The organism is Streptomyces sp. HUAS MG56 (assembly GCF_058673395.1).
In genome coordinates this window covers 5303124-5325993 of the sequence record NZ_CM178722.1, presented here as the reverse complement: position 1 = coordinate 5325993, position 22870 = coordinate 5303124, and the positions used below count along the sequence as shown (strand labels likewise).

The 22870-nt window shown below is 71.1% G+C and carries 21 protein-coding genes and 4 tRNA genes; 12 read left to right on the top strand and 13 right to left on the bottom strand.

Translation table 11 applies throughout. The features are described 5' to 3' along the window. Positions 1-144 precede the first annotated feature (144 nt). From AC4OXY_RS25225 to AC4OXY_RS25215, 3 genes are all read left to right on the top strand, one after another. Positions 145-1905 carry a M48 family metalloprotease gene (locus AC4OXY_RS25225; protein WP_356029918.1) on the top strand — a complete coding sequence of 587 codons (1761 nt, stop codon included), beginning with the start codon at positions 145-147 and terminating at the stop codon, positions 1903-1905. A gap of 247 nt (positions 1906-2152) precedes the next feature. Further along, positions 2153-3649: a N,N-dimethylformamidase beta subunit family domain-containing protein gene (locus AC4OXY_RS25220; protein ID WP_356029919.1), complete on the top strand. Its 1497-nt coding sequence runs from the start codon at positions 2153-2155 to the stop codon at positions 3647-3649. A 103-nt stretch (positions 3650-3752) separates the two neighbouring features. Next, positions 3753-4652, top strand: a complete 900-nt coding sequence (locus tag AC4OXY_RS25215; protein ID WP_356029920.1) for a phosphoribosylaminoimidazolesuccinocarboxamide synthase — start codon at positions 3753-3755, stop codon at positions 4650-4652. Positions 4653-4698: 46 nt separating this feature from the next. Here AC4OXY_RS25215 and AC4OXY_RS25210 read toward each other — a convergent pair. From AC4OXY_RS25210 to AC4OXY_RS25175, 8 genes are all read right to left on the bottom strand, one after another. Then, positions 4699-4774: transfer RNA gene (locus AC4OXY_RS25210), tRNA-Gly, on the bottom strand. A 23-nt stretch (positions 4775-4797) separates the two neighbouring features. After that, complete coding sequence (locus AC4OXY_RS25205; RefSeq protein WP_356029921.1) at positions 4798-5412, bottom strand: response regulator; 615 nt, start codon at positions 5410-5412, stop codon at positions 4798-4800. After that, positions 5409-6641 (bottom strand): sensor histidine kinase, encoded by a 1233-nt coding sequence (locus AC4OXY_RS25200; RefSeq protein ID WP_491991112.1) that lies wholly within the window; start codon positions 6639-6641, stop codon positions 5409-5411. The genes AC4OXY_RS25205 and AC4OXY_RS25200 overlap by 4 nt, the downstream gene beginning before the upstream one ends. A gap of 29 nt (positions 6642-6670) precedes the next feature. Next, on the bottom strand, positions 6671-7480 hold the full coding sequence (locus tag AC4OXY_RS25195) for an ABC transporter permease (RefSeq protein ID WP_491991111.1): 810 nt from the start codon (positions 7478-7480) through the stop codon (positions 6671-6673). Further along, the gene (locus AC4OXY_RS25190; RefSeq protein WP_356029924.1) at positions 7477-8445 is read right to left on the bottom strand and encodes an ABC transporter ATP-binding protein; all 969 of its coding nucleotides are present in this window, start codon (positions 8443-8445) and stop codon (positions 7477-7479) included. The genes AC4OXY_RS25195 and AC4OXY_RS25190 overlap by 4 nt, the downstream gene beginning before the upstream one ends. Positions 8446-8576: 131 nt before the next feature. Next, a tRNA-Gly gene (locus AC4OXY_RS25185) sits at positions 8577-8649 on the bottom strand. A gap of 79 nt (positions 8650-8728) precedes the next feature. Continuing rightward, positions 8729-8800: transfer RNA gene (locus tag AC4OXY_RS25180), tRNA-Gly, on the bottom strand. A gap of 178 nt (positions 8801-8978) precedes the next feature. Then, complete coding sequence (locus AC4OXY_RS25175; RefSeq protein WP_067056255.1) at positions 8979-9296, bottom strand: histone-like nucleoid-structuring protein Lsr2; 318 nt, start codon at positions 9294-9296, stop codon at positions 8979-8981. Between the two features lie 310 nt (positions 9297-9606). On the opposite strand from AC4OXY_RS25175, the gene purS reads away from it, so the two are divergent. The 3 genes from purS to purL are packed head-to-tail and all read left to right on the top strand — an operon-like array spanning position 9607 to position 12811. Then, positions 9607-9879, top strand: a complete 273-nt coding sequence (gene purS / locus AC4OXY_RS25170) for a phosphoribosylformylglycinamidine synthase subunit PurS (protein WP_067056252.1) — start codon at positions 9607-9609, stop codon at positions 9877-9879. Continuing rightward, positions 9876-10556, top strand: coding sequence for a phosphoribosylformylglycinamidine synthase subunit PurQ (gene purQ, locus AC4OXY_RS25165; protein WP_491991110.1), 681 nt, complete (start codon positions 9876-9878; stop codon positions 10554-10556). The genes purS and purQ overlap by 4 nt, the downstream gene beginning before the upstream one ends. Next, positions 10553-12811 (top strand): phosphoribosylformylglycinamidine synthase subunit PurL, encoded by a 2259-nt coding sequence (gene purL / locus AC4OXY_RS25160; RefSeq protein WP_356029926.1) that lies wholly within the window; start codon positions 10553-10555, stop codon positions 12809-12811. The genes purQ and purL overlap by 4 nt, the downstream gene beginning before the upstream one ends. Before the next feature lie 57 nt (positions 12812-12868). Here the strand turns inward: purL and AC4OXY_RS25155 are convergent, their stop codons facing one another. Further along, on the bottom strand, positions 12869-14047 hold the full coding sequence (locus tag AC4OXY_RS25155) for a glycoside hydrolase family 183 protein (protein WP_491991109.1): 1179 nt from the start codon (positions 14045-14047) through the stop codon (positions 12869-12871). A 97-nt stretch (positions 14048-14144) separates the two neighbouring features. Between AC4OXY_RS25155 and AC4OXY_RS25150 the strand changes: the two genes are divergently transcribed. The 4 genes from AC4OXY_RS25150 (at position 14145) to purM (ending at position 18304) form a co-directional block, all read left to right on the top strand. Next, positions 14145-14942, top strand: coding sequence for a maleylpyruvate isomerase family mycothiol-dependent enzyme (locus AC4OXY_RS25150; RefSeq protein ID WP_491991108.1), 798 nt, complete (start codon positions 14145-14147; stop codon positions 14940-14942). Between the two features lie 56 nt (positions 14943-14998). Beyond that, entirely contained in the window at positions 14999-15502 is a 504-nt protein-coding gene (locus AC4OXY_RS25145) for an META domain-containing protein (RefSeq protein ID WP_402067383.1), read from the top strand. Positions 15503-15661: 159 nt separating this feature from the next. After that, complete coding sequence (gene purF / locus AC4OXY_RS25140; RefSeq protein ID WP_356029930.1) at positions 15662-17191, top strand: amidophosphoribosyltransferase; 1530 nt, start codon at positions 15662-15664, stop codon at positions 17189-17191. A gap of 42 nt (positions 17192-17233) precedes the next feature. Continuing rightward, positions 17234-18304, top strand: a complete 1071-nt coding sequence (gene purM / locus AC4OXY_RS25135) for a phosphoribosylformylglycinamidine cyclo-ligase (RefSeq protein ID WP_356029931.1) — start codon at positions 17234-17236, stop codon at positions 18302-18304. An 89-nt stretch (positions 18305-18393) separates the two neighbouring features. On the opposite strand, the gene AC4OXY_RS25130 is transcribed toward purM, so the two are convergent. After that, positions 18394-18651 carry a DUF3073 domain-containing protein gene (locus AC4OXY_RS25130; RefSeq protein ID WP_023548946.1) on the bottom strand — a complete coding sequence of 86 codons (258 nt, stop codon included), beginning with the start codon at positions 18649-18651 and terminating at the stop codon, positions 18394-18396. A gap of 291 nt (positions 18652-18942) precedes the next feature. After that, positions 18943-20070 carry a Leu/Phe/Val dehydrogenase gene (locus AC4OXY_RS25125; protein ID WP_376287806.1) on the bottom strand — a complete coding sequence of 376 codons (1128 nt, stop codon included), beginning with the start codon at positions 20068-20070 and terminating at the stop codon, positions 18943-18945. A 191-nt stretch (positions 20071-20261) separates the two neighbouring features. On the opposite strand from AC4OXY_RS25125, the gene AC4OXY_RS25120 reads away from it, so the two are divergent. Continuing rightward, entirely contained in the window at positions 20262-21104 is an 843-nt protein-coding gene (locus AC4OXY_RS25120; RefSeq protein WP_376287804.1) for a DUF8083 family protein, read from the top strand. Between the two features lie 542 nt (positions 21105-21646). Continuing rightward, complete coding sequence (gene bldC, locus AC4OXY_RS25115) at positions 21647-21853, top strand: developmental transcriptional regulator BldC (protein WP_003949541.1); 207 nt, start codon at positions 21647-21649, stop codon at positions 21851-21853. Between the two features lie 461 nt (positions 21854-22314). On the opposite strand, the gene AC4OXY_RS25110 is transcribed toward bldC, so the two are convergent. After that, positions 22315-22557 carry a DUF6274 family protein gene (locus tag AC4OXY_RS25110; protein ID WP_356029934.1) on the bottom strand — a complete coding sequence of 81 codons (243 nt, stop codon included), beginning with the start codon at positions 22555-22557 and terminating at the stop codon, positions 22315-22317. A 209-nt stretch (positions 22558-22766) separates the two neighbouring features. Further along, a tRNA-Asp gene (locus tag AC4OXY_RS25105) sits at positions 22767-22841 on the bottom strand. Positions 22842-22870 lie beyond the last annotated feature (29 nt).

Genomic DNA, 22870 nt, shown 5'->3' with positions numbered 1-22870 from the left:
GGGCCGAGGCCCCAACTAGGGTGCCGCGCAAGCGTTCCGGCACATGGCCCACCGGCATTGCGATGTCAGTGGCGGGTGCCACAGTGGGGGAGTGAGCACCACCAGGCAAGCACGGCAACGGCAGCGAGGGGGTGAGGTCGGCACGTGAGCGGAATCGGTGTGGAAGTGGGCGCGGAGGCCGCGCGCTCCCGGGCCCTCGCGGTCCTGCGGGTCCGGGGCCGGGCACTGGCCGCGGCCCTGCTGCCCGCGGGCGCCGCGGTGATCCTGCTGACCGGCGGCTCCACGGGCCACCTGGTCGGCCCCGGCTGGGACGCCGCCCGGGTGGCGGTGAGCGCGCTCGCCCTGCTGGTGCTGGTGGCCGCCGCCGGCATCGCCCTGGTCGTGGCCCGCGCCCGCCCCGCCATGACGCCCACGGTGGCGATCCCGGAGACGTCCGCCCCGGACCTGTACCGGCTGGTGCGCGACCTCGCCGACCGGCTGGACGTGCCGGCCCCCTCGGCCGTCGCGCTCACCCCGGACTGCGACAGCTGGCTGGAGGACCGCACGCACGCGGCGCACGGCCCGCCGGCCCGCTCCGCGCCCGACGAGATAGGCGGACCCCCCGGCTCCCCGCCCCAGCGTCGTACGCCGGTCGCGCCGGTCCTCGTGATCGGCTCCCCGTTCCTGTGGTGGATGCGCGTTGGCGAGCTGCGCGCGGTCCTCGCCCCCGTCGTCGCCGGTACGGGCCCTTCGGCGCACCCCGACATAGCGGCCGCCCGCCGCTTCGTACGCGGGCTGGACGCGGCGCTCGCGGTCGCCTCGGCGCCCGGCCGCGGCCCGCTGGCCCGGCCGGCGTGCGCGGCGCTCGGCTGGGTGGCCCGGCTGCTGCTGAGCGGCTGCCGGGAGCACGCGACGCAGATGGAGCGCGGGGTCGCGGCAGCCGCGGCCGAGCGCGCCCAGGCGGTCGACTACGGCCTCAGGATCGTCGCCCAGGAGCAGGTCGGCCTCGCCTACGCGGGCTGGGACCGGCTGCTGACCCGGGTCGCGCTGCCCGCCTGGCGCATGGGCCGCTGGCCCGCCCGGCTGGACGCGGGCGTGGTCGCGGCGCTCACCGAGCTGTCCCGGCGCGACCGGCTGGCCGAGGGCTTCGCCTCCCGGCTCGGCGAGCGCCCCGCCTGCGACCTGCTGGAGGAGCCCGGCACGGTGGACGAGGCCGCCTCGCTGCTCGCCGCCCGTCTGTTCCACGGCGGTCCCGCCGAGACCGGCCCCGACTGGGCGCCGGTGGACTGGCAGGCGTATCCGGAGGAGGTCGTGGACCGCACCTGGCGCGCCGAGGCGGCCCGGCTGCACCGCGTCCTGGACTCGCTCGGCGTGCGCCCCCCGGTCGACCCCGCGGCTCCCGGCCCCTGCGGCCCCACCCTGGCCCGCGTTCTGGACCACCTCGCCGAGCCCGCCGACGCGCTGCCCCACCGGGCCGCTCCCCGCGCGGCCGACGAGCTTCCGGAGGCCGACGACGCCGAGGGCGGCACGGAGCGCAGCGCCGCCCTCGCCGCCCGGCTGAGCGCGGAGCTGGCCCGGGAGGAGGCCGTCGCGCCGAGCGGGGCGAGCCCCGCGGGCGGCAGCCCGGAGAGCGCGCTGTGGGACGACGGCGCCCTGCCGCTCTTCCCGCTCCAGCCCCCGCGCAGCGGCCGCGACCTCCTCGCCGACCACGTCACGGCGATGGTGTGCTGCGCGGCCGTCGACACCGCCGGCGCGGCCCCGGCCCTGGACTGGCTGGACGGCCCCTCCCTGCTGCTGGACGGCGAGCGGGCCGCCGATCTCACGCCCAAGGTGCTCAGCCTCATCGAGGAGGGGGACCCGGGCCCGCTGCGCGACTGGCTGGCCGCGACCGGAATACGTCCGGAAAAGCCCGTACGGCTCGTCTGACGGACCTCGTCCGACGGGCGTCCAATGGGAGCGCTGACTTCCACTTCAGGTCAATTCGCGACGACCAGTGACCGAGCGCGTGCGTTATGTGATGTGCTGGGAGCGACCACGCACCTGGCAAAGGCGTGCGACATACGACAGCACGGCCGAGCACAGCGAGCTCCACTGAGCACGATCGAGCACACCGAGCACAGCGAGCACCACCGAGACAGGGCCGACACGGGGGACCTGAGGGAGGGGAGCGATCATGGCCTCGGACCATATTCGTCGCTGGGAGTCCGGAGCGCTCGCGCACGCCGTCACGGACCCGTTCGGCCAGGGCCCGGTGCCCTGGCTGCGCGGCAGTGAGACGTACTTCGACGACACAGGTCACGTCGTGCCCTGGTACGTCGACGCCACCACCCAGCAGCACACCACGGGGGCCGCGCGCGTCCCCGCGCCGCGCACCTCCCCCGGCGGCCCGCGCTCCGCCGACGACGTGCACCGTCAGATCAAGGGCTTCACCTCCACCGGCGCGGTCGCGCCCGGCGAGGCGATCGACTTCCGCATCACGGTCGACCCGCCCCAGGAGTTCAGCGTCGACATCTACCGGATCGGCCACTACGGCGGCGACGGCGCCGCCAAGATCACCACCAGCCCCCGGCTGTCCGGCATCGTCCAGCCCGCCCCGCTGACCGCCGACCGCACGGTCTCCTGCCACCACTGGTGGCTCTCCTGGCGCCTCCAGGTGCCCGTCCACTGGCACATCGGCGCCTATGTGGCCGTCCTGACCACCGCCGACGGCTACCGCTCCCACGTGCCGTTCACGGTCCGCGACGACCACCCCGCCGACCTGCTCCTGCTGCTGCCGGACATCACCTGGCAGGCGTACAACCTCTACCCGGAGGACGGCCACACCGGCGCGAGCCTGTACCACGCCTGGGACGAGAAGGGCCGCCTCCTCGGCGAGGCCGACGCGGCGACCACGGTCTCCTTCGACCGCCCCTTCGCGGGCGCCGGTCTCCCGCTCCACGTCGGCCACGCCTACGACTTCATCCGCTGGGCCGAGCGCTACGGCTACGACCTCGCCTACGCAGACGCCCGCGATCTGCACGCCGGCCGCGTCGACCCCACCCGCTACCGGGGCCTGGTCTTCCCGGGCCACGACGAGTACTGGTCGGCGGCGATGCGCCGGGCCGTCGAGGACGCCCGGGACCGGGGCACCTCGCTGGTCTTCCTGTCCGCCAACACCATGTACTGGCAGGTCGAGTTGGGCCCGTCCCCGTCCGGCGACCCGGACCGGCTGCTGACCTGCCGCAAGCGCAAGGGCCCCGGAAAACCGGTGCTGTGGCGGGAGATCGACCGGCCCGAGCAGCAGCTCGTCGGCATCCAGTACGCGGGCCGGGTGCCCGAGCCCGCCCCGCTGGTCGTCCGCAACGCCGGGCACTGGCTGTGGGAGGCGACCGGCGCGCACGAGGGCGACGAGATCGACGGCCTGGTCGCCGGCGAGGCCGACCGGTACTTCCCGCGCACCCCGCTGCCCGAGTGCGACGAGCGCATCCTGCTCGCCCACTCCCCCTACACCGACAACGACGGCGCCCTGCGCCACCAGGAGACCTCCCTGTACCGCGCCCCCTCCGGCGCCTGGGTCTTCGCCTCCGGCACCTTCGCCTGGTCCCCGGCCCTGGACCGCCCCGGCCATGTGGACCCCCGCATCCAGCGCGCCACGGCGAACCTTCTGGACCGCATCTGCAAACGCGACTGACCCGGCCGACCGGCATGCCGACCCCGCGACCGACCCCCCGAACGCGGTGGACCACCCCATACGGGAGAATCGAGGCACTTGGACAGAACCACGGGGAGGAACCGTGTCCGGATTCGTAGAAAAGCCCGAGCCGATTCAGGTTCCGGGCCTGGTGCACCTGCACACCGGCAAGGTGCGCGAGCTGTACCAGAACGAGGCGGGCGACCTCGTGATGGTCGCCAGTGACCGCATGTCCGCCTACGACTGGGTGCTGCCCACCGAGATCCCCGACAAGGGCCGCGTCCTCACCCAGCTCTCCCTGTGGTGGTTCGACCAGCTCCGCGACCTCGCCCCCCACCACGTCCTCAGCACCGAGCTGCCCGCGGGCGCCCCGGCCGACTGGGCGGGCCGCACCCTGGTCTGCAAGCAGCTGAAGATGGTCCCGGTCGAGTGCGTGGCGCGCGGCTACCTCACCGGCTCGGGCCTGCTGGAGTACGACGAGTCCCGTACGGTCTGCGGCCTCGCCCTGCCCGAGGGCCTTGTCGACGGCTCGGAACTGCCGGCCCCGATCTTCACCCCGGCCGCCAAGGCCGAGGTCGGCGAGCACGACGAGAACGTCTCCTACGAGGAGGTCGCCCGTCAGGTCGGCGCCGAGACCGCGGCCCAGCTGCGCCAGGCCACCCTCGCCGTGTACTCCCGCGCCCGGGACATCGCCCGCGACCGCGGGATCATCCTGGCCGACACCAAGTTCGAGTTCGGCTTCGACGGCGACACCCTGGTCCTCGCCGACGAGGTCCTCACCCCGGACTCCTCCCGCTTCTGGCCGGCCGACACCTGGCAGCCGGGCCGTGCCCAGCCGTCGTACGACAAGCAGTTCGTGCGCGACTGGCTGACCTCGGCGGAGTCCGGCTGGGACCGCAGGAGCGAGCAGCCCCCGCCGCCGCTGCCGGCCGAGGTCGTCGAGCGGACCCGGCAGAAGTACGTGGAGGCGTACGAGCGGCTGACGGGTCACACCTGGTCGTAACGGCCGTCACGCGAAAAGGCCCCCGGAGAACCGGGGGCCTTCTTCATGGAGCGGACGACGAGGCTCGAACTCGCGACCTCAACCTTGGCAAGGTTGCGCTCTACCAACTGAGCTACGTCCGCAGTGCGCCGTGGCGCGAGAGCAACTATACCCAACCTCGCTCGCGTGCGAGACGCACTGCCGCATGACGGTTCTCGGCGCCGAGCTTGGTGACGGCCGAGGAGAGGTAGTTCCGCACGGTCCCGGGGGACAGTGCGGCCCGCTCGGCGATCTCCGCGACCGGCGCCCCGTCGGCCGCCAGCTCCAGCACCTCGGCCTCCCGCGCGGTCAGCGGGGAGTCCCCGGCGGAGATCGCGTCGGCGGCCAACTCCGGGTCCACGTAGCGGTTTCCGGCGTGCACGGTGCGGATGATCTCGGCGAGCCGCTGGGCGCTGACGGTCTTCGGGACGAACCCGCGCACACCGGCCGCGAGCGCCCGTTTCAGATGGCCGGGGCGGCCGTGGCCGGTGACGATCAGCACCTGGCAGCCGGGCAGTTCGGCGCGCAGGGATGTGGCGACCCTCACACCGTCGGCGCCCGGCATCTGGAGATCCAGTACGGCCACGTCGGGTGTGTGGGCCCGGGCCATGGCGAGGGCCTCGGGTCCGGTCGCCGCCTCCGCGACGACGAGGAGATCGTCCTCCAGCGACAGCAGCGCGGCCAGGGCGCCCCGGATCAGATGCTCGTCGTCGGCGAGCAACAGCCGTACCGGACTGCTCACAACGTGACTCCGCTCACTTCTCTCGTCTCCTGTGTCAGCGGCACCTCGGCCGCCAGCCGGAACCGGTCCTCGCCGACGCGCCCGGCCCGGAGCGTGCCGCCGACGGCGGCCAGCCGCTCGCGCAGCCCGGCGAGACCGGAACCCCCACCCCCGTGAGGGGTTCCGGCCACTCCGTCGTTCTCCACCGTCAGCACCACACGCCGCTCCCGCACCCGCAGCCCCACCTCGCACCGGCGCGCATCGCCGTGCCGCAGCACGTTGGTGGTCGCCTCGCGCACCACCCAGCCGAGCACCGACTGCACCTCGGCGGGCAGCCCCGCGGTCCGGTCGCCGACCTCGCAGTCGATCCCGGCGGCCGCCAACACGCCCTGTGCGCCCACCAGTTCGGCGCCGAGGTCGGCCTCGCGATAGCCGCGGACGACGGCCCGCACCTCGCGCTGGGACTCCTGCGCGACGCGCTGCACCTCGATCATCTGCTCCACCGCCTCCGGCCGTCCGCGCCGGGCGAGCTGGACGGCCAGCTCGCTCTTCAGCGAGATCACGGACAGATTCCGCCCGAGGACGTCGTGCAGGTCCCGCCCGAACCGCAGCCGCTCCTCGGCGACGGCGAGCCGGGCCCGGGTCTCGCGGGCCTCGTCCAGCTCGTACACGGAGTCGAGCAGCCACACGGAGAAGAGGCAGGTGACGGCGAGGAATCCGGCGGACAGGAACACCAGGAACGCCGTGACCACCGCGATGGGCCAGGCGGCGCCCAGCGGCAGGGACAGCACTCCGGCGCCGACGGCGAAGCCGGAGACGATCGCGAGCATCTGCCGCCGGCCGCGGAAACCGAGCGTCAGCAGGCCCCCGCCCCAGGACATCAGACCGCCGTAGACCGTGCCGACGGCCTGTCCGGTGCCCCGGCCGACCGGCCCGTACTGGTGCACCGCGAGGACGGTCACCGCCAGGACGACGGTGACGGTGCCCAGCGCCCACAGGGCCCGCACCGGCCGGGCCCGACGGCCGCGGGTCCAGTCCAGGGCCTTGGCGGAGGTCACCGTGGTCACCACCGCGTGCCCGACGATCATCGCGAGCAGCCAGCCCGCGAGCCACGGCGGGATCTTCCCGCTCAGGGGCCCGCTCATGCCGGTGATCTCCACGACGGAGAAGAAGTAGAACGACCAGCGTGTGTACGTCTCCACCTGCTGCGGTCGGCTCTTGCCCCGCCACCAGCCGCGTGGCCCTCTCATCCCCGGATCCCCCCGTCACGCCTTGTACCTCACCGCCGCGGCTCCCAGCGGAACCACCGGCGTCCAGCAAACACCGCCACGATCGCCCAGGCCAGCGCGGTCCCCAGGGCGCCGAGGGCCTCGTACCCGCTCAACTGGCCGCTCCAGCCGCCCCGGACGAGCCGGATCGGTGCGGACAGCGGGAGCAACTCGCAGACGGAGGCGAGCCGTTGCGGCATGACCTCGGTCGGGAACATGATCCCGGAGCCGAGCATCGACACGAACATCAGCGGCAGCGCGGTGACCTGCCCGCTCTCCACGGTCCGGGTGAAGCCCGCGGTGAGCGCGGCGAGCCCGGCACCGATCACGAACCCGGCCAGCACGCCCGGCAGCAGCAGGTACGGCGCCTTGGGCGCGCCGGTGTGCAGCAGCGCGGCGCACGCGGCGGACACCACGACCGCCTGGGCGAGCCCGATGCCGACGGCGGGCAGCGCGGTGCCGGCGAGGATCTCGGCGTCGGAGAGCTCACCGGTGCGCAGCCGCTTGAGGACGAGTTCCTCGCGGCGGGCGACGTAGGCGTTGACCAGGGAGGTGTAGACGGCGAAGAGGAAGGAGAAGCCGATCGCGGCCGTCAGCATGGTCGTGCCGACGGTCAGGCCCTGCTTCTTCAGGTCGACGTGGTCGAGCGCCGGCCGCACGCTGAACGGCAGCAGCAGCGGCACGGACAGCGCCGTGAACACGACACCCCGGTTGCGGGCGAGCAGCGCCAGCTCCGCCCGGCCCAGCGCCCGCAGCCGCCCTACGGCCGTCGTCCGGGACGCCCCGCGTGCCGGTGTGCCCGTGACCTGAAGCGTGCTCATGCCGCCACCCCCTGGGCCTGCGCCTGCGCCCGCCCCTGTGTCTGCTCACGCGCGATCCCGAGGAACGCCTCCTCCAGCGAGGCGGAGCGCACGTCCAGGGCCCGCAGTTCGACCCCGGCCCGCTCGGCCCAGGTCAGCACCCGGGTCGCCGTCAGCTGGAGTTCGGCCGTCCGCAGCCGTACGACCCTGCCCTCCACCTCATGGCCGCTGACGCCGAGTTCGGCGAGCGGCGGCAGGTCGCCGAGAAAGTAGCCCTGGGGCAGCTCGAAGGACATCCGGGAGGGCCGGCCGGCGGTCACCTCGGCCGGGGTCCCGGAGACGGCGATCCGGCCCTCGTGCAGGATGGCGAGCCGGTCGGCGAGGCCCTCGGCCTCCTCCAGGTAGTGCGTGGTGAGCAGCACGGTCGTGCCCGTGTCGCGCAGTGCGCGCACCAACTCCCAGGTGTCCCGGCGCCCTTCCGCGTCGAGCCCGGTCGTCGGCTCGTCGAGGAAGAGCACCTCGGGGTCGTTGAGCAGCGCCAGCGCGAGGTCCAGCCGTCTGCGCTCACCGCCGGAGAGCTGCTTGACCCGCACCGCGTGCTTGTCGGTGAGCCCGACCAGCGCCAGCACCTCGGCCTCCGGCCGGGCCCCGCTCGTGCACCCGGCCCACATGCGGGCGGTCTCGGCGACGGTCAGCTCGGCCGGGAAGCCGCCCTCCTGGAGCATCACCCCGGTGCGCGGCCGTACGGCGGCCCGTTCGCGGTAGGGATCGTGGCCGAGGATCCGGATCCGGCCCGCGGCGGGTGCCGCGAGTCCTTCCAGCAGTTCGACCGTCGAGGTCTTGCCCGCGCCGTTGGTCCCCAGCAGGGCGAAGATCTCCCCGCGTGCCACGGAGAAGGAGATTCCGCGTACGGCCTCGAACCCGCCCCCGTAGACGCGTGTGAGATCGGCGACCTCAATCACGTGTTCGTGTTCGTCGTAGTCCATGCCCTCAGCGTCCCGGCGGCCGGAGCGGTTCGGCAGTGCGCGGTGTCATCACCCCGCATGACAAATGTCAGAAGGCAGATCGGCGGGCAACGAAAAGACCCCGGTCCAGAAGGACCGGGGTCTCATTACCGAGCGGACGACGAGGCTCGAACTCGCGACCTCAACCTTGGCAAGGTTGCGCTCTACCAACTGAGCTACGTCCGCACTGCCCCCGACCGGCTCCCACCGATCGGTGCGAGCACCAGCCTACCTGATCCACAAGAGTGGTCGTGACCGGTGCCAGAGCGGGTGACAGGAATCGCACACTGCGCCTTCCCCCTGGAAGGGGGATGTTCTACTACTGAACTACACCCGCAAGATCCTCGGGGTTCCGGCCTTTCGGCCTCGCCCCTCGGCGTGCTCCAGACATTAGCTGATCAACGGGGGGGTTGCGCAAGTCGGCTCCCCAGAGCCCCCCGCGGCGGCCCGCCGCCACCCAAGTGCACAGCCCCCAGGGCCCGCTGACGGACCCTGGGGGCTGCCCCTTCGCGGGCTCACTGCGCGGCGCTGAAGGCCTCGTACACCTTCTTGGGGATGCGCCCGCGGGCCGGTACGTCCATCTTGTTGGCCTGGGCCCAGGCGCGGACGGCCGCCGGGTCGGGGGCGACCTCCGTCTGCTTGTACGCCTTGCCGGACCGTGACCGCTTGCGGCCGGCCTCGACGTAGGGCGCGAGCGCCTTGCGCAGTTTCTTGGCGTTGGATGCGTTGAGGTCGATCTCGTACGACTTGCCGTCGAGTCCGAAGGCGATCGTTTCCGCCGCTTCCGAGCCGTCGATGTCGTCAAAGAGCGTGACCACGACCTTTTGCGCCACGAATATCGGTCCCTTCGTGCGGCACGTCATAACAGCTCAACGCCGATGACATGCCGAGTATCGGCTATTGCCAATTCATTTGTACAGTGCCCGGCAATGCAAAGTGAAGCCCGACTAAATCCGTCTGCGTGTCCCAGTGCAATAGGCGGACCGGGCGGACTGTGGAACTTTCCCAGAACTTTTCGCGACCGCACGGCTTCGACACCCGATCGTGATGCGCCTCACGTACTTTCCTCCAACTCTACTCGCGTAGAAATTTTGTGCGGGTAGTCTGAAGGAACCTGCTCAGCACCACACACCGGGAGTGCCAGTGGCACGCGTCGTCGTCGACGTCATGCTCAAGCCGGAGATCCTCGACCCCCAGGGCCAGGCGGTCCAGCGTGCGCTGCCGCGCCTGGGTTTCGAAGGGATCTCGGACGTACGTCAGGGAAAGCGTTTCGAACTGGAAGTTGACGGGCCGGTCGACGAGGCCGCGCTCGCCCGCATCCACGATCTTGCGGAATCCTTCCTCGCCAACACCGTGATCGAGGACTTCACCGTCAAGGTGGAAGAGGCCGCGGAAGTCGCGGAGGCGGCGAAGTGACCGCTCGTATTGGCGTCGTCACTTTCCCCGGCAGCCTGGACGACCGGGACACCCAGCGCGCGATCCGCCTCGCGGGCGCCGAGCCCGTCGCCCTGTGGCACAAGGACAAGGACCTGCACCAGGTCGACGCCGTGGTGCTGCCCGGCGGCTTCTCCTACGGCGACTATCTGCGGGCCGGTGCCATCTCCCGGTTCTCGCCGGTGATGGAGTCCGTCATCGAACAGGCGAAGGCCGGCCTGCCGGTCCTCGGCATCTGCAACGGCTTCCAGGTCCTCACCGAGGCCCATCTCCTTCCGGGCGCGATGCTCGGCAACGACCACCTCCACTTCATCTGCCGCGACCAGAAGCTGCGGGTGGAGAACGCGGAGACCGCCTGGACCGGCGACTACCGCACGGGCCAGGAGATCCACATCCCGCTGAAGAACATGGACGGCCGGTACGTCGCCGACGCGTACACGCTCGACAAGCTGGAGGCGGAGGGCCGGGTCGTCTTCCGCTACGTGGACTTCAACCCGAACGGGTCGCTGCGGGACATCGCCGGCATCACCAACGAGGCCGGAAACGTCGTCGGCCTGATGCCGCACCCCGAGCACGCCGTCGAGCCGCTCGTCGGCACGGGCCGCACCGACGGCCTCCCCTTCTTCACCTCGATCCTCAAGAAGCTGGTCAACGCATGAGCCGGACGCCTCTGGACACGGTCGAGCACGCGGCCGCGACCCCCGACGTCGAGCTGCCCTGGGCCGAACTCGGCCTGAAGAAGGACGAGTACGAGCGGGTGGTGGAGATCCTCGGCCGCCGCCCGACCGGCGCCGAGCTCGCCATGTACTCGGTCATGTGGTCCGAGCACTGCTCGTACAAGTCCTCCAAGGTCCACCTGCGCCAGTTCGGCGAGAAGGCGCCCGAGAGCGACGCGCTGCTCGTCGGCATCGGCGAGAACGCGGGCGTGGTGGACGTCGGCCAGGGGTACGCGGTCACCTTCAAGGTCGAGTCGCACAACCACCCCTCCTACGTCGAGCCCTACCAGGGCGCGGCCACGGGTGTCGGCGGCATCGTGCGCGACATCATCGCGATGGGCGCCCGCCCGGTCGCCGTGGTCGACCCGCTGCGTTTCGGCGCGGCCGACCACCCCGACACCAAGCGCGTCCTGCCGGGCGTCGTCGCCGGCATCGGCGGCTACGGCAACTGCCTGGGCCTGCCCAACATCGGCGGCGAGGTCGTCTTCGACGCCTGCTACCAGGGCAACCCGCTGGTCAACGCCGGTGCCATCGGCGTGATGCGGCACGAGGACATCCACCTCGCCAAGGCCTCCGGCGCGGGCAACAAGGTCATCCTGTACGGCGCCCGGACCGGCGGCGACGGCATCGGCGGCGCCTCGATCCTGGCCTCGGAGACCTTCGACGACGCCAAGCCGTCGAAGCGTCCCGCCGTCCAGGTCGGCGACCCCTTCCAGGAGAAGCTCCTCATCGAGTGCACCCTGGAGGCCTTCCGGGAGAAGCTGGTCGTCGGCATCCAGGACCTCGGCGCGGCGGGCCTGTCCTGTGCCACGTCCGAGCTGGCCTCCAACGGCTCCGGCGGCATGACCGTCACCCTGGACGACGTACCGCTGCGCGACTCGACGCTCTCGCCCGAGGAGATCCTCATGAGCGAGTCGCAGGAACGCATGTGTGCGGTGGTCGAGCCGGAGAAGGTCGACCGCTTCCTGGAGATCTGCGAGAAGTGGGACGTCATCGCCACCGTCATCGGTGAGGTGACCGACGGCGACCGGCTGGAGATCTTCTGGCACGGCGGCAAGATCGTGGACGTCGACCCGCGCACGGTCGCGCACGACGGCCCGGTCTACGAGCGCCCGTACGCCCGCCCGGACTGGCAGGACGCCCTCCAGGCCGACGACGCGAACAAGCTGCCCCGGCCCGCCACGTCGGACGAGCTGAAGGCCCAGGTCCTGAAGCTGGTCGCGTCCCCGAACCAGGCCTCCAAGAAGTGGATCACCCAGCAGTACGACCACTTCGTGCAGGGCAACACGGTGCTGGCCCAGCCCGAGGACTCGGGCATGATCCGGGTGGACGAGGAGAGCGGCCTCGGTGTCGCCATCGCCACCGACGGCAACGGCCGCTACGCCAAGCTCGACCCGTACACGGGCGCGCAGCTGGCGCTGGCCGAGGCGTACCGGAACGTCGCCACCACGGGTGCCAAGCCGCTGGCCGTCTCCGACTGCCTGAACTTCGGCTCGCCCGAGGACCCGGCGGTGATGTGGCAGTTCGCGGAGGCCGTGCGCGGTCTGGCGGACGGCTGCAAGCAGCTGGGCACGCCCGTGACCGGCGGCAACGTCTCGCTCTACAACCAGACGGGCGAGGCGGCCATCCACCCGACGCCGGTCGTCGCCGTCCTCGGCGTGATCGACGACGTGGCCCGCCGCACCCCGGTCGCCTTCCAGGAGGAGGGCCAGCTGATCTACCTCCTCGGCGACACCCGTGAGGAGTTCGGCGGCTCGGCCTGGTCCCAGGTGGTCCACGACCACCTCGGCGGTCTGCCCCCGCAGGTCGACCTGGAGCGTGAGCGGCTGCTGGGCGAGATCCTGATCTCCGCCTCCCGCGACGGCATGATCGACTCCGCGCACGACCTGTCCGACGGCGGTCTGGTCCAGGCCGTGGTCGAGTCCGCCCTGCTGGGCGGCAAGGGCGCGCGACTGGTCGTACCCGACGGCCTGGACGCCTTCACCTTCCTGTTCTCCGAGTCGGCCGGCCGCGCCGTCGTGGCCGTCCCGCGCTCGGAGGAGGTCCGCTTCAACGACATGTGCGGCGCCCGGGGGCTGCCGGCCACGCGCATCGGTGTCGTGGACGGGGAATCGGTGGAGATCCAGGGCGAGTTCGAGCTGTCGCTGGCCGAGCTGCGCACGGCGCACGAGGAGACGATCCCGGCGCTGCTGGCGTAGACCCCGCGTCGCCCGTCCGGGCCCGGCTCCCCTGCGACCGGGCCCGGACGGGCATGCTCACGCGGGGATGCCGTCGAACTGCCGCACCCAGTAGGGCGGGGCGTTCTGCGTGCCGTTCCACTGCGACACGATCAGCGTCAGCGAGTTCGCGCCCGCGCTGCCGGGGTGGATGTAGCCGCCGTAGAGGTTCGGCACCTGCAAGCCGGTGATCCGCGGGACCGGCACGCTCCACGGGGCGTCCGGGCGGGGCGCGTTGCGCGTGAAGATCGTGCCCAGGACCACGTCGAAGTAGCTCATGCAGTACGTGTCGCCGATCCGCTTGACCGAGAACTCACCGGTGTTGTTGCCGGAGAGGATCACCGAGGGCGGGGTCGAGGCGTCGGTCCAGGTCCAGGAGCCGTTCACGTAGGCCCAGTTCTGCTGCAGGTCGAAGCGGCCCGCGCGGAAGTCGTCGGGGCGGTACCGGAACAGCTGGATCGCCCCGCCGTCGGCCGAGTTCCTGTGCGTGCCGTTCCAGTGCTTGGAGTAGATGTACAGCCAGCCGTCGGGGTCGATGCCCGCGAACGACCACATGCCGTACATGTTCTGGTTGATGCCCCGGTGGTCGCCGTCCCAGTGGTAGTCGTAGTCGGTCCAGGTCACGCCGTAGTCGTCGGAGTAGGCGACCCCTGACATCAGGGAGCCGTCGTGGCCGTCCACCCACTGCGGGTCGTCCGGACCGCCCCAGGTGTGGACCGAGGTGTACTGGAGGTAGGTGCGGCCGCCGAACTCGATGCAGTCGTTGGGGATCCGGCTGATCTCGAAGCCGTACCCGTTGTCCGCGCGGTGCGTGTAGTCGAACAGCTGGCCCGCCCGGCCGCCGGTCGGCATGGCCCAGGTGAAGGAGATCGGGGCGGCGCCGGAGGCGTCGAAGCGGTCCTGGTTCAGGATCACCGGGGAGCCGATGTACTCGCCGGTCTGCTGGATGCCGCGCCACGAGTCGCCGAAGACATAGCCCCAGGTGTCGTCGTGTTCCCGGTGGTACGGGATGCACAGGTCACCGGAGCCGAGTCCCTGCCCGCTCGCCGAGTCACCGGGGTTGTCGCACAGCGGGGTGCCGTTCTGCCCGGCGGCAGCGGCCGTGGCGGGAGCGGCGGTGACGAGTCCCGTGCCGGACAGGGCGATGCCCATGCCCAGTCCGGCCTTCAGCACGGACCGACGGGCTAACCGGGGCGTGGTGGTGAAGCGTGGTGTCATGGCGGCCAGCCTAGAGCCGTCCGAAATGTCATTCTAGAAAAACGCTCTAGAAACATTGTGAATGAATCGTGGGCGGGCACGGCATAGGCTCACCGCCATGCCTCCCGCCCAGAAGCGCGCCCGCACCTACGACTCCGCCAGGACCCGCGCCGCCGTCCTCGGCCAGCTCGGACACGTGCGGGAGGCGGCCCGCGGTCTCGACCCCGGGCAACTCGCCCTGCCCACCCGGCTCGACGGGTGGACCGTACGGGACCTGATCGCGCACATCGGCATGGCGGTCACCGCCGTGCACCGCGCCCTCGACCACCCGGCCCCGCCCCGGCAGGACGTGACGGTCGTGCAGTGGCCCTTCGCCACCGCGGCCAGTGCCCCCGCCATCGACGCGTTCACCCGGGGCCTCGCCGCCGAACACCCCGACCTCGACGCCTATCTCGCCGACGTCGACGCGTCCCTGCGCACGCTGCTCGCCGAACACCCCGGCAGCCGGCTGCTCGCGACCAACGCGGGCGCGCTGCCCCTGGACGACTACCTCGTCACCCGCACCGTCGAACTCGTCGTCCACACCGACGACCTCAACGCCGCCGTGCCCGGCCTGGACGTGCCGTACGACCGCCAGGCCCTGGCCGCCGCCACCCGGCTGCTCGCCGACGCCCTCGCCGCGAAGGCGCCCGGCGGCTCCACCGAGGTGCGCGTGCCGCCGTACGCCGTGGTGCAGTGCGTCGAGGGTCCGCGGCACACCCGTGGCACCCCGCCGAGCGTCGTCGAGACCGACCCGCTGACCTGGATCCGTCTCGCCACCGGCCGCGTGGGCTGGCGGGACGCCCTGGCGGAGGCCGCGGTGAGCGCGAGCGGGGAGCGGGCGGACATCGGGGGTCTGCTGCCGCTGATGTCGTAGCGGAACCGACGCGACCGGTCCGGCGTCGAATCGCCATGAACCGGTACAAGCAGCGCATGATCCTGACCGCCGCCGCCGTGCTCGTCCCGCTCACGGTGGCCTGCGGCGCCGGAAAGGCGGACAGTGGTGCGGTGAGTTCCCAGCAGCCGGGCCCTCAGCAGCCGAGCTCCCAGCAGCCGACGTCCCGGCAGTCTCGGCAGCCGATGTCCCGGCAGCCGGTCACCGGGGTCGACTGGCGGGTCGACTCGCTCACCGTCGGCGGCAGGACCCGGTCCGCGCCCGCCGCCGCCCGCCTGCGCATCGACGCGGACGGCCGGGCGGCAGGCAACCTCGGCTGCAACCGGTTCAGCGCCCGGGCCACCGTGCAGGGCGACCGGATCACCCTCGGCGGCCTGCGCACGACCCGGATGGCCTGCACCCCGGACCGCATGGAGTTCGAGCGCGCCCTGGCCGGCGCGCTCACCACCGGCACGCTGGTCGCCAGGGCCGACGACGGGAGCCTCACGCTCACCGACGGCAACGGCGACCTCATCCGCCTCAGCCGTCACGCCCTCGGATGATGTGCGACACCTCACTCGCGCATACGGCAAAAGCGGTCGACGTTCCCTCGCTGACCTGCGTAAATCAGAAAACCGACAAGGCGATAGGTGCACCGTGACCCGTTACGGTCGCGTATCCCCAATTCGGACCAGTGGTCGACCTCGCCTACACTCGGTGCCGTGCCACGTGGTGACGGTCGACTCAATCACGATCTGCTTCCCGGCGAGAAGGGCCCCCAGGACGCTTGCGGCGTCTTCGGCGTCTGGGCTCCGGGCGAAGAGGTCGCAAAGCTCACGTACTTCGGGCTCTACGCCCTCCAGCACCGGGGTCAGGAATCCGCGGGAATCGCGGTCAGCAACGGCTCCCAGATCCTCGTCTTCAAGGACATGGGCCTCGTCTCCCAGGTCTTCGACGAAACCTCGCTCGGTTCGCTCCAGGGTCATATCGCGGTCGGACACGCCCGCTACTCGACCACCGGCGCGTCCGTGTGGGAGAACGCCCAGCCGACGTTCCGTGCCACCGCGCACGGCTCCATCGCGCTCGGCCACAACGGCAACCTGGTCAACACCGCGCAGCTCGCCGAGATGGTCGCCGAGCTGCCGAACGACAACAACAGCCGCTCCACCCGGGTCGCGGCCACCAACGACACCGACCTGCTGACGGCGCTGCTCGCCGCCCAGGTCGACGAGGACGGCAAGCCGCTGACCATCGAGGAGGCCGCGCACGCGGTGCTCCCGAAGGTGCGCGGTGCCTTCTCCCTCGTCTTCATGGACGAGGGCACCCTCTACGCCGCCCGCGACCCGCAGGGCATCCGCCCGCTGGTCCTCGGCCGGCTGGAGCGCGGCTGGGTGGTCGCCTCCGAGACCGCCGCCCTCGACATCACCGGCGCGAGCTTCGTGCGGGAGATCGAGCCGGGCGAGTTCGTCGCCATCGACGAGAACGGTCTGCGCGCCTCACGGTTCGCGGAAGCAAAGCCCAAGGGCTGTATCTTCGAGTACGTGTACCTGGCCCGCCCGGACACGGACATCGCCGGCCGGAACGTGTACCTCTCCCGCGTGGAGATGGGACGCCGGCTCGCCAAGGAAGCGCCCGTCGAGGCCGACCTCGTCATAGCGACCCCGGAGTCCGGCACTCCGGCCGCCGTCGGCTACGCGGAGGCCTCCGGCATCCCCTTCGGCAACGGCCTGGTGAAGAACGCCTACGTCGGCCGGACCTTCATCCAGCCCTCGCAGACCATCCGCCAGCTGGGCATCCGCCTGAAGCTGAACCCGCTGAAGGAAGTCATCAAGGGCAAGCGACTGGTCGTCGTCGACGACTCGATCGTGCGCGGCAACACCCAGCGCGCCCTGGTCCGCATGCTCCGCGAGGCCGGCGCCGCCGAGGTCCACATCCGGATCTCCTCGCCGCCCGTGAAGTGGCCCTGCTTCTTCGGCATCGACTTCGCCACGCGCGCGGAGCTGATCGCCAACGGGATGACCATCGAGGAGATCGGCACCAGCCTCGGCGCCGACTCGCTCGCGTACATCTCCATCGACGGCATGATCGAGGCGACCACCATCGCCAAGCCGAACCTGTGCCGCGCCTGCTTCGACGGCGAGTACCCGATGGAGCTGCCGGACCCCGAGCTGCTCGGCAAGCAGCTCCTGGAGACCGAGCTGGCCGCCGGGCCCGCCGCCACGGCCGCGGCCGACGCGATCCGTCGTCCGTAAGCCCGTCATCAGCCCCGTCATCAACCCGAAAGATCCCAGGCAATGTCTGAGAGCCAGTCCGGTGCTTCCTACGCGGCTGCCGGTGTCGACATCGAGGCGGGCGACCGCGCCGTCGAGCTGATGAAGGAGTGGGTGAAGAAGACGCAGCGCCCCGAGGTCCTCGGCGGCCTCGGCGGCTTCGCCGGCCTCTTCGACGCCTCCGCCCTGAAGCGCTACGAGCGCCCCCTGCTCGCCTCCGCCACGGACGGCGTCGGCACGAAGGTCGACATCGCGCGCCGGCTGGGCGTCTACGACACCATCGGCCACGACCTGGTCGCCATGGTCATGGACGACATCGTGGTGTGCGGTGCCGAGCCGCTGTTCATGACGGACTACATCTGCGTCGGCAAGGTCCACCCCGAGCGCGTCGCGGCCATCGTGAAGGGCATCGCGGAGGGCTGTGTGCTCGCCGGGTGCGCCCTGGTGGGCGGCGAGACGGCCGAACACCCGGGGCTGCTGGGCGAGGACGACTTCGACGTCGCCGGCGCCGGTACGGGTGTGGTGGAGGCCGACCGGCTGCTCGGCGCGGATCGCATCCGCACGGGTGACGCGGTGATCGCCATGGCGTCCTCCGGGCTTCACTCGAACGGGTACTCCCTGGTCCGCCACGTTCTGCTGGACCGCGCCGGTCTCGCCCTGGAGGCGGAGGTCGCCGAGCTCGGCCGCACCCTCGGCGAGGAGCTGCTGGAGCCCACGAAGATCTACTCGCTGGACTGCCTGGCCCTGCTGCGCACCACCGAGGTGCACGCGTTCTCGCACATCACCGGCGGCGGTCTCGCGGCCAACCTGGCCCGCGTGATCCCGGACCACCTGCACGCCACGGTCGACCGCTCCACCTGGACCCCGGGCGCGATCTTCGACCTCGTCGGGCGCACCGGCAAGGTCGAGCGCCTGGAGCTGGAGAAGACCCTCAACATGGGCGTCGGCATGATGGCGATCGTCCCGCAGGAGTCCACCGAGGTGGCCCTCGCGACCCTGGCCGACCGCGGGGTCGACGCCTGGGTGGCCGGCGAGATCACCGAGCGCGGCGCGAGGACGACCGGCGCCGAGCTGGTCGGGGACTACTCCGCCTGATCCTGACCGGATCCGGCGGGCGGTGACCGTGCGGACAGCACAGAAACCGGTCGGTGGCTCTGCCACCGACCGGACTGGTCACTGCAAGGTCAAGCGCCGCGACGGTGCTGTTGGTGAGGATCCTTGTCGTCCTCTTCCTCGTCGTCGTCCTCGTAGAGGTCCGCGTAACGAGAGTAGAGATCGTCCTCGTCGTTCTCATCGTCCTCGAACGGCTCGCCGTTCGGCGGCTGGCTCGAAGTCGATGCGCCCAGTTCACTGGCCAGACGTGACAGATCAGTCCCACCGCTGTTGTACTTCAGCTGGCGGGCGACCTTTGTCTGCTTGGCCTTGGCCCGGCCGCGCCCCATGGCTCGACCCCCTCGGTGACAGGGGCTCGACGGCCCCAGAGTCTGACACGCGTTCATGATCTGGAACGGACTCTCAGTAGAGAGGCCGGTCCGTAGGGCTTCCACGGTACCTGAGCCCGCGCCCATACGGTACGTCGCCCGCACCACGCGCGTGTGCACAGGACCTTCGAGGCGCCCTGTCCTCGCTGGTCAGTGGCGATTTTAACCACTTATCGGGGAACGACCCGCCGGGGGAAGTGAGAGTTCTCTCGAAGTTCCCGCCGACGGGTACCGCTCATGTGTGCGAACGGGTCAGTGTGCGACGTGTCCCGCGCGGGCCTCGGCCATCCGCTGCTCGGCGATCCGGTCGGCCGCGGCGGCCGGCGGAATGCCATCAGCCTTCGCACGTGCGAATATGGCCAGCGTGGTGTCGAAGATCTTCGACGCCTTCGCCCTGCACCGGTCGAAGTCGAACCCGTGCAGCTCGTCGGCGACCTGGATGACCCCGCCGGCGTTCACCACGTAGTCCGGGGCGTAGAGGATCCCGCGGTCCGCGAGGTCCTTCTCCACACCCGGGTGCGCGAGCTGGTTGTTGGCCGCGCCGCACACCACCTTCGCGGTGAGCACCGGGACGGAGGCGTCGTTCAGGGCGCCGCCGAGCGCGCAGGGGGCGTAGACGTCCAGCCCCTCCACCCGGATCAGCTCCTCGGTGTCCGCGACGGCCGACACGCCCTCGGGGTACTGGTCGAGGATCCGCTGGACGGCGTCCGCGCGCACGTCCGTGATCACGACCTCGGCGCCCTCGTTCCGCAGGTGCTGGACCAGGTGGTGGCCGACCTTGCCGACGCCGGCGACGCCGACCTTGCGGCCGCGCAGCGAGGGGTCGCCCCACAGGTGCTGCGCGGAGGCGCGCATGCCCTGGTACACGCCGAAGGCGGTGAGCACGGAGGAGTCGCCGGCGCCGCCGTTCTCGGGGGAGCGGCCGGTGGTCCAGGCGCACTCGCGGGCCACGACGTCCATGTCGGCGACGTACGTGCCGACGTCGCACGCGGTGACGTAGCGCCCGCCGAGCGAGGCGACCATGCGGCCGTAGGCGAGGAGCAGCTCCTCGGTCTTGTCGCGCTCCGGGTCGCCGATGATCACGGCCTTGCCCCCGCCGTGGTCGAGGCCGGCCATGGCGTTCTTGTACGACATGCCGCGCGCGAGGTTGAGGGCGTCGGCGACGGCCTCGGCCTCGGTGGCGTAGGGGTAGAAGCGCGTCCCGCCGAGGGCCGGGCCCAGGGCGGTGGAGTGGATGGCGATCACGGCCTTGAGGCCGCTGGCGCGGTCCTGGCAGAGCACGACCTGCTCATGGCCGCCCTGGTCCGAGTGGAACAGGGTGTGCAGGACATCAGCAGACGCGCCGGTTACGTCGGTCACTGTGGTGACTCCTGTGTACATAGCGGCGAGTGGGGCGGAACCCCGTACAGGTGGCGGGGCGCCGTGCCCTGAGCGTAGAGCTTCGGTACGACCACCATCTGCGCAGTGTTCAGGATCACTCTCGCGGGCCTCTCGTGCACGCATGTCCGTGGGACGATTTGCAGTGGTTTTGCAGCGGTTTTCGAGCCGGGCCCGGTGGGGAGGGAGCAGGCGTGCCGAAGGTGTCCTCCGTGGTCGTCCCCTATGCCGCGTACCTGCGCGTGTACGAGCCGCTGGGCGCCTTCCCGGAGCCGGAGCGCGGCCACTGGGCCCGCTACGCCCGCCGCCCCGACCGCCCCTCGTACCAGGACGAACTGCGGCGCTCCCTCGCCGACTTGCTGCCCACGCCGCCGGTCGCGGTGCCGGTGCACGAGAGCAGCGACGCCTTCGTGCTGGAGGTCGACGGGGTGGTCTGCGTGTGTCCCTGGCGCACCCGGCTGCGCGGCTGGCAGGCGCTCGGCGAGCTGGCGGAGGAACTGCCCGCGCCGGTGCTGGACGCGGTGCTGCCGTCCCTGGTGCGCCACCAGGCCGCCCAGGACTACGAGCGCTGGCTCGCCCGCAACCCCGACGCCCGGCCGTGGATCCGCACCGCGACCTGGCAGGTGCCGCTGAACTGGTTCGTGCTGGTCTCCGACGAGGAGCGGCGCTACGAGAAGGGCACCGCCGACGTGCCCCCGCTGCTGCGCTACCGCACGCCGATGGTGCAGTCCCGGCGCCGGGTGGCGCGGGCCCTGCGCACGCTGAAGGACACCGTCGAGGAGGGCCCGCTGATCGACGGCCTGGTGGACGTCGGCCGCTGGCTGGAGGAGTTCCACCCGCGCTCGGTGGTGGAGCTGGACTACGGCGGCCTCGTGCACGTCCTGCCGGCGGGCGAGCTGGAGGGCGACCACTCGGCGGCGGACGTGGCCGACGGCATCGAGGCGCTGCGCCGGGGCGACGGGACGGCGGCCGGCGAGGCGTACGCGAGGCTCGTGGAACGCTGGCGCTCGGTACGGGACCGGCGCTCCGCGAACTGAGGAGCCGGATGGGTGACGCACGTCACGCTCCACAACACCCCCGAACGGCATACGGTCTACCGCACTTGACCAGGTGACGGGACGTTGGTCCCGATCCGGGCGTTTGTGTCAAGGATGACTGAAGCGTGATGGACCGCACGTACAGGGCCCTTGCGTCTCTTGCCCCTCCTCATGCCAAAATAGGACAAGGAGCCCGGGGAAGGTTCCTTCCGCCCAACTGTGCTCCATTATGGGTGGATTCTCCGCATTGCACGCTTTGGGGGGTCTGGTGACTCCTGATCGTCCTGTGACTGATCGTCACAGTGGCGTGACTGTCCGCTATGGCATGGTCCATCGGCTTCCGTCGCTGATGAACACCTGGGAGGGCAATTCCATCGGTTTGGCCGACGCGGCTGGACGGATGGTGTAGTTGTAGTGCCGAGGACAAGCCGTTCGTCCTATAACCGACTCGACTCGCGTCCACCATTTCGGGCAACGCGGGTCAAGGTGCAGAATTTAGAGGAAAGAACCGAGAAGGTTCGGTTCTCCCGAGGAGGCCGCTCATGACCGCTCGCACCCCTGATGCCGAGCCGCTGCTGACCCCGGCTGAGGTCGCCACCATGTTCCGTGTCGACCCCAAGACGGTCACGCGGTGGGCGAAGGCCGGCAAGCTCACTTCGATCCGTACGCTCGGCGGGCACCGCCGCTACCGCGAGGCCGAGGTCCGCGCTCTGCTCGCGGGCATCCCGCAGCAGCGCAGCGAGGCCTGAACAACTGCATAACCGGGCAGAACGGCAGGTCCCCCAACATGCCGAGGCGCCCGGAACAGTAGCTCCAAGCGACGCGGGATCTGCCCCAACAGACCCCACGCCCAAGCCGAACAGACCGTTGTTGGCAGCGACACAGGGTGCGTCGTAGATCGCGCTGGACTCCGCCGGGTCCAGCGCGATCTTTTTTGTGCGCTGGCCGGAACTCCGGGGGCGGTCCCGTGAGCGGCCTTGTCGGAGTCTGGGGAGGGCTGTCGGAACCGCTGTGCACGACCTCGGGGACAGGTGCAATTGCACATATTAAATTGACCTGTTGTAGGCCAGGGGTAAGTACCGCCCTTTTGAAAACTCATGCGGTGACTCCCGTCACATGCCCGGGCAGTTGTTGCCGATGGCATGTGTGCGCTATTGGAACGTCATGTTCCAGCGTCCCACGCACGGTGGGGTGTTGGGACCGGCGTCGGTCACGCGAGCCGAGGACTTTCGTCCCGGAGCCCCTCAAGATCCTCGACACCGTCGGCACTGTCGATGTCCTCGACGGCGACGTCCCCGTCCTCGGCCTCCTGCCCCCGTGAGCCGGCGTCCATCGCCAGTCGCAGGAGGTGATGGCAGACGGGGCAGTGGCGGGTGAGGTGCCGGTAGGGCGACGCGGCTGCCAGATGCGCCCTCAACAGCGCCCGCGTCTCGTGCCTGGCCGATGCCCCCATACCCACCTCCAGGGGCCACAGCGGGAAAGCAGGCCCTGTCTTCTGGGTACCGAGGGAATGTGACGCCGTCAAGGGAGCGGGCGGAACGGACACCGGCGCGCGACGCGGTCCCGACGGGATGTGCTGCGTCTGATCGCGACTGCCGCCGCGGGCGCGGGCCCCGCATGCCGAAGGCCCCCGTCCGGGTGGGACGGGGGCCTTCTTCGATGCGGTCCTGACGGGATTTGAACCCGCGGCCTCCACCTTGACAGGGTGGCGAGCACTCCAAACTGCTCCACAGGACCAGGTTTCGCGGCGCCTTGCTCAGTGCGTT

Bases quoted from the DNA above. Each gene is read 5' to 3' on its own strand.
- AC4OXY_RS25220 (WP_356029919.1), top strand. From the start codon at position 2,153: ATGGCCTCGGACCATATTCGTCGCTGGGAGTCCGGAGCGCTCGCGCAC.
- AC4OXY_RS25200 (WP_491991112.1), bottom strand. From the start codon at position 6,641: ATGAGAGGGCCACGCGGCTGGTGGCGGGGCAAGAGCCGACCGCAGCAG.
- AC4OXY_RS25195 (WP_491991111.1), bottom strand. From the start codon at position 7,480: ATGAGCACGCTTCAGGTCACGGGCACACCGGCACGCGGGGCGTCCCGG.
- AC4OXY_RS25190 (WP_356029924.1), bottom strand. From the start codon at position 8,445: ATGGACTACGACGAACACGAACACGTGATTGAGGTCGCCGATCTCACA.
- purL (WP_356029926.1), top strand. From the start codon at position 10,553: ATGAGCCGGACGCCTCTGGACACGGTCGAGCACGCGGCCGCGACCCCC.
- AC4OXY_RS25155 (WP_491991109.1), bottom strand. From the start codon at position 14,047: ATGACACCACGCTTCACCACCACGCCCCGGTTAGCCCGTCGGTCCGTG.
- AC4OXY_RS25150 (WP_491991108.1), top strand. From the start codon at position 14,145: ATGCCTCCCGCCCAGAAGCGCGCCCGCACCTACGACTCCGCCAGGACC.
- AC4OXY_RS25145 (WP_402067383.1), top strand. From the start codon at position 14,999: ATGATCCTGACCGCCGCCGCCGTGCTCGTCCCGCTCACGGTGGCCTGC.
- purM (WP_356029931.1), top strand. From the start codon at position 17,234: ATGTCTGAGAGCCAGTCCGGTGCTTCCTACGCGGCTGCCGGTGTCGAC.
- AC4OXY_RS25130 (WP_023548946.1), bottom strand. From the start codon at position 18,651: ATGGGGCGCGGCCGGGCCAAGGCCAAGCAGACAAAGGTCGCCCGCCAG.
- AC4OXY_RS25125 (WP_376287806.1), bottom strand. From the start codon at position 20,070: ATGTACACAGGAGTCACCACAGTGACCGACGTAACCGGCGCGTCTGCT.
- bldC (WP_003949541.1), top strand. From the start codon at position 21,647: ATGACCGCTCGCACCCCTGATGCCGAGCCGCTGCTGACCCCGGCTGAG.
- AC4OXY_RS25110 (WP_356029934.1), bottom strand. From the start codon at position 22,557: ATGGGGGCATCGGCCAGGCACGAGACGCGGGCGCTGTTGAGGGCGCAT.